This window comes from Mycoplasma sp. CSL7491-lung (assembly GCF_018913965.1).
In the GTDB taxonomy this organism is placed as follows: Bacteria; Bacillota_I; Bacilli_A; order Mycoplasmatales; family Metamycoplasmataceae; genus Mycoplasmopsis.
The window spans coordinates 242,337-252,399 of record NZ_JAHMHG010000001.1 but is presented as its reverse complement, the minus strand read 5'-3'; the positions used below and the strand labels follow the sequence as shown (position 1 = coordinate 252,399).

Below are 10,063 nucleotides of genomic sequence, written 5' to 3'. Positions count from 1 at the left end.
TAAGAAGGAGAAAAATGAAAAATAAAAAAATTAAAAAATCAATTTTTTATTTAGGAAGCATAATTTCTTTCGGTTCGATAACTGCCATTGTTTCTTGCTCAATGCAAAATAATGATAATGAACAAATAAATAAAAATAATTTAATAAATTATGATTTTGGACTTACAGCAGAACCAATTAATAATTTAAATTACATTAAATACAAGTCAATTGACAAAATACTTCCTTCATTAGTTGATTCTTATTTAAAAACAGGTCCTAACACAACCTTAAAAAGCGTTATCACTACAAATAAATTTAATTTTGTTATGGTGGACTCTTCTAACACAATCGACGTAGACGGAAACATATCTTCTAAATACTCTGATTTCATAAAAAACAATAAAAACTCTTTGGAAGAAGAAAGTGGTTTTGGTAGAGTTCAAGGTACTTGATATAGCATTGATGAATTTCAAATAGTCGGAGGGTTAGGTTCTGCAACTGTAGGTGACCCACGTACAAATGCAACATTATATGGTTTTAGAAATCCTAAAAACTCTAATAATTTTATGGCAATTACAGGAAGAGTAAATGCAAAAAGAAATCGTTGAAGCAATAATGATTTTGTTACAGCAAATGACATTAGAGATTATTTAGAATACATTTTAGACTTAAATACAGGCTCACAAAAGCTTGATGAAATAAAAAAATACGGAATTAGAGGAACAGATAGATTTATTGAAGCACAAAAAAATTACATCCAAAAGTTTAATAAATCATATTTAAATCCATGAGGAAGAAGAAAATATATTTTGGATAAATCTTCAAATACATACATCCAAGATCCAAACCAAAATATATGACAACCACAAGTTTTTAATGACAAAAATGAACCTTTAGATTTAAAAGAAGTTGAAGAAATTAAAAATGCATCATTAGATTTTGGGTTTTATACAGGTCAATTATTTTTAGATTATACAAATGAAGAAATTTCAGAAAATTTAATATATAACATCCATCAAGAAAATCAAAAAAATAATTTTGATTTAAATAAAGAAATTCAAGATTTTAAATTTATGGATAAAAACACAAATACTTTAATAACAAAGAAAATTATTAAAAATCCATTTGTTAATCCTGACCAAATTTTTAACCTTGAAGGAGAATCTATTTTAGCTAAAATAAAAAGTATTAGTTCGGACGAAAACTCGTTTTCAATGATATTTGATGAAAATAAAACACCAAGTTTAAACTTTTTATTATCAAATATTTTAAACGGATTATTCCCGGTTAATAGAAAATATATCGAAACAATTGCAGGCGGAATTGATAAATACGGCTCTGATACAAATATTTTTTTAACATCAGGACCGTTCTTAATGGATAGAAACAACATTTTGCTCGGCCCACAAGGATATATTAATTTAGTGAAAAATAATGATTATTTTGATGCTGATAATACAATTTCTAATAAAATTAAAATTTATTTATCTACTGATAAAAATACTAATTCAACATTATTTGAGGACGGTTTCGTTTCACAAACATATATACCTGCCAATAAAATTAATGAATATTGAACAAATCCAGAATATAAAGATTATTTAAACAAAAATCAAGGCTACGGTACAATTGGTTTTGGTTTCAATTTAGATAGCGAAACTAACGGTGAAAGTTATTTGAATGATCAAGATTTAAGAAATGCAATTTATTACGCAATCGATAGAGAAAAAATATTAAAAATGGTTGGTTGGGACTTTTCATTCCCTGTAAGCACATGGACTGCTTATGGACAATATAAAACTTTTGACGGTAAAAACATCGAAAACTACTTTAGTGACTTAAGTATGAATACTAAACCAGATGCTAATGGCGAAGGATCTAAGGAAATGTCATTGCAAAACTATGATTTTGTAGTACACCTAGCTAAAGGTTTTACATTTGAAAAAACAAGAAGAAGCGATATTGCCCACAATGAAACAGTTGCAAAAATTTATCTTGAAAGATTTAAGAAAAAATATCCTAACTTAAAAGATGTAACATTAAGATTTTTAAATAACTCAACTGATGAGCAAAAAAAAGCTGGTACTTTTTTATCAACCGAACTAAATAGAGTTTTCGATGGTTTTATTAAGATTGAAAACAAGAGCTTACCAGAAAATGCATTTGCTTCTTGAATTGAAGAAGGTAAATATGACGTAATTTATCAAAATTACGATAAATTAGGTGGAAACGGTGCGCAAGACTACGTATCAGTTTTCTTTAAACCTGATGAAGTAGATTCTTCAATACAAAAAAGAATAGCTTTCAAAGATAATCCTGTAGGTTCATTTACTTACTCAACATATATTAGCCAATTAGTTTTAGATAAACTTAATATTAATAAAGGAGAATTATTAAAAAATTTATTAAATGAACTTTTTAATTTTGCCACAAAACAATCTCAATTTAAAAATGAATTTAATAAAATTAAAAAATCCCAAAAGTTTGTAGATGTATCTTCTTTAGCAACAAAATTAAGTAATGATTTTAAAGATTCATCTTTTAGCAATCAATTATTAAAATACGCTTTTGAGTTTTTATTAATCAACAATCCAAAAATTAAAAATAATAGATTAAACCATCTTGCAGAATTATTTATTTTTGAAAAATACGGAGTAAATGGAATTGAAAAATTAACATTAGACACTAAAAAAAGACTAAACATACAACAGTCGTTAAAAGATAAATCTGATACATCATCAATTGATTTTTGATCTAAATTTATCGAATTATCTTTCCTTAAAAAGGATGAAACATTTGCGCAATATACAGATCGTTTAAATGCATTCTTTTCGGCTAATTTCACAAACGAAGAAATAAAACAAAAATGAACCCAAGAATATGTTTACGTTTTCATTGGAGAACTTGAAAAAATAGTTAGAGACTCAGCACCTGTTATACCTCTTATGGAAGTTGATACTAATTGAGAAATAACAAGAATTGGTGGAATTGATTCACTTTTTAGATTTAGTTTGCAATATGCCTACGATTTTACAAGACCACCTAGACCAGGATTACCAAGAAAGAGAGGACAATAATGAAATTCAAAAAAGAGATAAGAGATAAAAAAACTTATTTTGTTGATTCAAATAAAATATTTTTTACCAATAAAAGAATTAATGACTCAACTTTAAAAGAAAAAATATTTACTATAAACTCACCATTTCTAAATTCAATCATTAGATTTATTAAAATAATGTTAGAATTTTTCGTAATAGGATTGATAGTTATAACAATTACATTCTTCTTAATAAATCTTGTCCCTGGTTCAAATTCAATTACTAGTGGTCTAAGTGATGAAACTGCTAGAAAAGTTAAAGAAGCTCAGTACGGATTAAATTTACCACTTATACAAAGGTACGGATTATACTTAAAAGGATTATTTAGAGGAGAATTTGGAATTTCACTTTCTCTTTTTCCGGAAAGAGAAATCAATAGTTTTATATGAGAACGTTTTTATAAATCATTTTTAGTTGGAATTTTTTCAGTATTACTAACAGTAGTTATTGGAATTAGTTTAGGTATTTGAGTAGGTAAAAATCCTGGTGGATTAGTTGATAATATTTCAACAATTTTAGTAAGTATATTTTCGTCAGTTCCGTCTATTATTTTCGCTTTAATCTTGGTATTTTTAGGAAGGTTAATGAATATTCCTTATATATTTGATGTAGATAATTTTGCAAGTTATATATTGCCTGGTTTGGCATTATCGTTAGGAAGTATTATTGTATATATTAAGTATATTAGAACAGAATTGAATCGTGAACTTAATTCTGTTCATGCTAAATTTGCATATTTAAAAGGATTAAGTAAAACCAAATTTGTTTGAAAACATGCTCTTAAACCTTCTTTATTCCCGATAGCCACATTCTTTCCGGCCGTTATTTTCGGTAGTTTTATTGGTTCTATTTTCATTGAGCAAATATTTTTTATACCAGGTTCTGGAGCAACCTTATTGCAAGCTATTCAAACAAAAGATTACAATGTTATACTATTTTTAATAGTTATGTTTACACTTTTAACAATATTATCATATGCGACAAGAGATATGCTATACGAAGTAATTGACCCACGTGTAAGAAGAAAAGGAGCATAAAAATGACAAGTAAACTTAATACATTTATTAAAAAATATGCCGATAAAATTCGTTCAAGAAATGATGTTGGCGAATCTAATAATTGAAAAGGCAATATTGCTCCCAATCCATTTTTACAACCTTTTCAATATCAAGCATGAAAAATAGTTGGTAAAACATTTGATTATCATGCGGATAAGGAACTTAAAGAAGAAACAAAAATATTTAAAGAGTTTGTTTTTAGATATTCAAAAAACTTCTCAGGTGTATTTGGTTTTATTTTATTAATTACAATAATCGTTTTAGCATTAATTATGCCCTTTACAACATTTGATCCTAATTTAACTGATGTTAATAATCGAAATTTAACTTTTGATCAGTATGATTCAAACAATGTATATCACTTTTTTGGTACCGATGATATTGGACGTGATTATTGAGCAAGGTTATGACATGGATTAAGATATTCTCTTTCATTAGCGTTAGTTGTTACTTTAATAGAAGTAGTAATTGGTTTAACAATAGGTATTATGATGGGTCAATTTGAAAAATTTGATAAAATAATGACTTTTATAATTAAAATTTTATCTGTTGTTCCGACAATAATAATTTTAATATTAATGACAATTGTTATTAGACCAAGTTTTTGAGTTATTGTATTTTCACTCTCATTTACTTCTTGAACAGGAATGGCAAACCAAATTAGAGCACAAGTAAAAAGAGCCAAACATTTTGAATGAGTTTCAGCATCAAAAGTTTTAGGAACTCCCATTTGAAAAATATTAAAAAATTACATACCTGTTATTTTACCAATCTTAATTACTCAGCTAGTATTTACAATACCAGGAGTTATATTATCAGAAACATCATTAGCATTTATTGGTTTAGCAATTGATGATGTTCCTACATTAGGTAACTTAATTTCTGAAGGACAAAAGGTATTCCCGACTTATTTAAGATATGTATTCGTTCCTTCTTCAATTTTAATTTTATTGACAACAAGTGTTCAATTGATTGGCGCAAGTGTTCAAGACGCCTTAAGAAGACAAAGATAGGAAAATATGAAAATAAAATCAAAAAGATATAAAAAACCAAAATTTAAATCAAAAAAAGTTAAAAAAGAAGTTGAATATATTTATATTAGAGAATATGAAGAAATTGAAGAATTAATAACTGAAACACATGAACACATATCTCAAAAACACGATGAAAAAATTAAATATGCTGAACAAAAAACTGAAGCAAACAATAAACTTGAAGAAGAAATAAAAAATAAAGAAAAAAGGAATAAACAAAAAATAAATTTTTGTAATTGATTTAAGAATAAATTACTTCGAAAAAAAGATTTTGATTGGGAAACATTCTATAAAAATGTTGAATATCAAGAATTTAGTGATGGTACTAAATTAAAAATTGCAGCTGAAATTAAGAATATTAATTTATCATTTACAAATCCTGCTCGTCCCGGAGAAAAAAATAAGGTTTTAAGAAACCCTTCGTTAAAAATATATGAAGGTAAAGTGCATGCAATTATTGGAGAATCAGGTTCAGGTAAATCCGTTATAACATCTCTTTTATATGGGTTAACAGGCGATAATGCTGTAATTGATTCGGGAGAAGTAAAACTTTACAATAATAATGTAGAAAAATTTTCTTTTAAAGATTGAGAAAAATCACATTATCGCGGTAGAGTTGTATCGGCCGTTTTCCAAAATCCAATGTCAACTTTAAATCCAACCATGAAAGTTGGAGAACAAATAATAGAAGGTATGCTCGAAAACAAAGTTGTGCCAAATCGTAAAGAAGCATATAAAAGAGCGGTAGAATTTCTAAAATTAACAAAAATTAATGACCCAGAGGCGGTCATGAAATTATACCCACATGAAATGTCGGGAGGTATGATTCAACGTGTTGTTATTGCTGCAATAGTCGCTCTTGAACCAAAAATATTAGTTATGGACGAACCTACAACAGCGCTAGACCCAACAGTTCAAGCACTTGTTTTAGATATAATTAAAGAATTGCAAGAAAAACTTAAATTATCAATTGTATTCATAACTCACGATTTAGGAGTAGTAGCTTCAATTGCTGATTATATTTCAATTATGTACGCCGGACAAATCATTGAAGAAGGTACATCAGATGAAATTTTACATAATCCACAACACCCTTATACATGAGGTTTAATTTTAAGCATGCCTGACTTAAATAAAGGAAAAAGACTTTCTATAATTCCGGGGAGCGTTCCTTCAAGTTTAAATAACATTATTGGTGACGCTTTCGCAGTTAGAAATTCATATGCTCTTGGTAGAGATTTTAGTATCGATCCAGATTTTTACCAAGTAAGCGAAACTCATAAAGTAAAATCTGCATTACAAGATCCGCGAGCACCAAAATATCAACCGCCCACATTAATCCAAAAACTATGAGAGGAATATAAAAAATAATGACTGAGAAAATTTATAAAACTAAAAAATTCCTTTTTGGTGAAAAAAGATTTATTAGAAAACAAACAAAAGGCACTGAGCAAATGCTAGAACCTAATGAAAATCAAGAAATTTTAGCATCACTTAGAAACGTTGATATAAATTACGGGACCGGAACAAAAGAATTTAGAGCAGTTGCAGACTTAAACTTAAATATATATAAAGGCGAAGTTTTAGGATTGGTAGGTGAATCAGGTTCTGGCAAAAGTACTATCGGTAAAGCTCTTGTCGGTTTAGTTCCTTATAACTTTGGAGAAATAAAGCTTTTAGATAAAACCTTACCTAAGAAAATGGGCAGAGGTTTTAAAATGGGTAAATCACTAAAAGAGTATAAAGAAATTGAAAATTTCTTAGTTAATAAAGTTCAAATGATTTTTCAAGATCCTGCAAACTCGTTAAATCCACATGCAAACGTTGAAACGATAGTTTCAGAAGGTTTAACCAATACAAAAAATGCTAAAGAAATATATTTATACAATATAGATCAAGAAAATAAAAAAGAATTTTATTCTCAATTATGTGACATACACCATAAAGAATTTTTTGGAGAATATGAAACTTGATTAGATGAACAAATTTCTAAAAATAATCAAATTGCCTATGAGGCATTTTATGTAGAAACTAATAATAAAGTTAGAAATATTAAAAATGAATATCTAAATAAATTTATGGATAAATATATTGAACAAAGAAATAAATTGAACAAACTAACCGAAAACGATTGTAAAAGATTATTAGTTCGCGATATTTTAAGTTCGGTTGGATTAGATGATTCTGTTTTAAGAAGATATCCACTTGAATTTTCGGGTGGTCAGCAACAAAGAATTGGTATATCAAGAGCAGTTGTTTTACGACCACAACTTTTAGTCGCCGATGAACCTATTTCAGCATTAGATGTTTCAATTCAAGCACAAGTTGTTAATATCTTTAACGAACTTAAAGAAAAATATAATTTAACTATTCTATTTATCGCTCACGATTTACGTATGGTAGAATACATCTCAGATCGTATTGCCGTCATGAATAAAGGAAGATTATTAGAGATTGGTACAACTGATGAAATAATGAATAAATCTTTACATCCTTACACAAAGAGTTTATTGGATGCTGTGCCATCTATTAATGGAAAAAAAGGAAGTTTGATTGGTTATAAATATGACATTAATATGCATAAATACACCGATGATAATCAGCCGCAATGACTTAAAATTAATGATGATCATTTCATTTTAGCAACTGAAGAGGAATTAGATTCCTGAAAAAATAATAATTATTAAACAAAAAGAACGCATTTCAAAGAATTCGTTCTTTTTGTTTGAAGATAAAACAGAATGATTTATGTACTAGTTTATAAATTCTCAAAAAGAATTTTACGTATATAATATATTAGAAAACTTTAAACTAAAGAAAAGAGAAAGGAAAATATGAAAAAGATTTTTTTAAAAAAATATTACTCATTATTAGCAGTTAGTATCATCCCTGTTTTTGTGACTTCTACAGCATGCGCAAATAACAATTATGACAAAAATAAAACGGATGATAAACTAGACAAAAATATTAATACTGACAAAGAAAACAATAAAAACGAGATATCTGATGATAAAAAGGATAATCATTCATTAAATAAAGAATCTAATGATAAAATTACAATAGAACAAAAACAAAATAAAAAAATTAGTACTTTTAAAAAATATTTAAATTTAAGCGAAGAAAAAAGAAAAATATACGATAATTTTTTCTTAGGTATGTTCACGTTACCATGAGGAGCAGTTGAAAAAATAGATAAAACATCTGATATATTAGATAATAGTTTAAAACCAAATAATGAAGAAAATAATAAACAAGAAATTGATAAAGAACCATTAAAATATGGAATAATTACAATCTTAAAAACTAAATCAAGTGTAATCTTGAATTTAAGACTAGAAGATGATTATTCAAAATATGATTTTTGAACATTTCCTACAAAAGAGGAATTTTCACATAGACTTCAAAAAAGTAACAAAAAAAGTAGTAAAACACCTAATAATACAATATGAATAACATTTGATTTAAGTGATTATTTAAATAGGACTGATTCAGAAAATTTAAGATTCTTTTTTTATTATAATATTAATAATGGCGAATATAAAAAATTAGAATTCGATAAAAAGGTAATAATAAAGAACAAAGAAATTGTAATAGAATAAAAAACGCATAGTAATCTATAAAAGATTATTTGCGTTTTTTATTCTATTAAGGTTCAGGGTAATATGCATTTAAACTATAATCTTCTAAAAATTCATTTAAAGAAGAATGGGCATTTATAATGTTTTTTATTTTGGAGAATAATTCGTTTTTATTATTCGAATCCACAGTTCATAATGAAGAATCTAATTCACATTCTTTTATTTTTTCGGCTCTTTCAATAATTTCTTTCGCACGAGATTTTAAAGGATGATAAATATTGTAAGTTTCAGAATGTATTTTAGCATATTTAGCTCTTTCGATTAACGATTGCAATGTGGTTAAATTAATATTTTTTATGCTATTATTTAATTCTAATAAACTTAATATTTCAGAAATTTCATTTATATTTCGTTTAACTTTTTCAATATTACTTAAAATATTAGAATGTTCTAAGTTTGATTCACTTAAATCAAATAATTGTTTTTTAAGTTCATCATTTATTGTTATTTTATTGTCATTTTTAATTGTTGATATATTTAATTTATCTTTTAGAAGATTATATTTCAGAAATAATTCTTTTTGTACGTTAAGTAAATTAGATCTATACTCAAATTTTATTTTTTCTTTTTGTGTAATTAACTTTTCTTTTAAGTCTTTTAATTCTTTAAAAGTATTTTTAAAGTTTTTTTCTTTTATTTTCATTTTATTAATAAGCTCATTTAATTTTACTAAAGTTTCTTTAGCGTACCCAGAACCTTCAACTTCTTTTATTAAACTATTAATGTCAACGATACATTCGTTTATAGAGTCAATTAATTTGCTTTTTTCAACTCCTTCTCGCATTAATTGTTTAATATTATTAATTGATTTGTCTAATTCATTTTTGTCATTTTCTAAAAGTTGAATGTTTGTATTTTTATTTAAGATACTTTTTTTATGTTTTTGGATAATCGTATATAAATTATTTACATCAATTTGAAATTTTTTTATTTGAATTTGATTTAAGTTTAAAAATTTTTCAGCCTCTTTTACGTGTTGCTCATATGATTTATAATTTATATTTTCCATAGTTTTATTTTCTTTGCCAAAAATATCTCTCTCTTTATTTAAGGCAACGTTTGTGTTAATATTATTTTTTTCTTTTCCGTTACCTCCTTTCTGTTTATTGTTTGTAATAATATTTTTTTCTATTTCTTTTTTATCGCTAGAACAGGAAAGAGTTGAAATAGACATAACAACTCCTATGTTAATTGATAAAAAATACTTTAACTTATTTTTTAGTTTTTCCATAGCGCATAAAAGTATAACATAA

Annotated in this window: 7 protein-coding genes; 6 read left to right on the top strand and 1 reads right to left on the bottom strand. The window is 26.2% G+C overall.

Annotation, left to right across the window (positions count from 1 at the left end; all coding sequences use genetic code 4):
• Positions 1–14: 14 nt before the first annotated feature.
• The 6 genes from KQ876_RS04290 to KQ876_RS01155 all read left to right on the top strand — a co-directional run bounded on the left by KQ876_RS04290 (position 15) and on the right by KQ876_RS01155 (position 8,771).
• Positions 15–3,059, top strand: a complete 3,045-nt coding sequence (locus KQ876_RS04290; protein ID WP_216489931.1) for an ABC transporter substrate-binding protein — start codon at positions 15–17, stop codon at positions 3,057–3,059.
• Entirely contained in the window at positions 3,059–4,117 is a 1,059-nt protein-coding gene (locus KQ876_RS01175; RefSeq protein WP_205851894.1) for an ABC transporter permease, read from the top strand. Before KQ876_RS04290 ends, KQ876_RS01175 begins: the two co-directional genes overlap by 1 nt.
• A 2-nt stretch (positions 4,118–4,119) precedes the next feature.
• On the top strand, positions 4,120–5,151 hold the full coding sequence (locus KQ876_RS01170) for an ABC transporter permease (protein WP_205852523.1): 1,032 nt from the start codon (positions 4,120–4,122) through the stop codon (positions 5,149–5,151).
• 6 nt (positions 5,152–5,157) lie between these two features.
• Positions 5,158–6,543 carry an ABC transporter ATP-binding protein gene (locus KQ876_RS01165; protein ID WP_308699358.1) on the top strand — a complete coding sequence of 462 codons (1,386 nt, stop codon included), beginning with the start codon at positions 5,158–5,160 and terminating at the stop codon, positions 6,541–6,543.
• Complete coding sequence (locus KQ876_RS01160; RefSeq protein WP_374978433.1) at positions 6,543–7,859, top strand: ABC transporter ATP-binding protein; 1,317 nt, start codon at positions 6,543–6,545, stop codon at positions 7,857–7,859. Before KQ876_RS01165 ends, KQ876_RS01160 begins: the two co-directional genes overlap by 1 nt.
• Positions 7,860–8,006: 147 nt before the next feature.
• Positions 8,007–8,771 carry a hypothetical protein gene (locus KQ876_RS01155; protein ID WP_216489929.1) on the top strand — a complete coding sequence of 255 codons (765 nt, stop codon included), beginning with the start codon at positions 8,007–8,009 and terminating at the stop codon, positions 8,769–8,771.
• Positions 8,772–8,817: 46 nt separating this feature from the next.
• Here KQ876_RS01155 and KQ876_RS01150 read toward each other — a convergent pair whose 3' ends face one another.
• On the bottom strand, positions 8,818–10,041 hold the full coding sequence (locus KQ876_RS01150) for a hypothetical protein (RefSeq protein ID WP_216489928.1): 1,224 nt from the start codon (positions 10,039–10,041) through the stop codon (positions 8,818–8,820).
• Positions 10,042–10,063 lie beyond the last annotated feature (22 nt).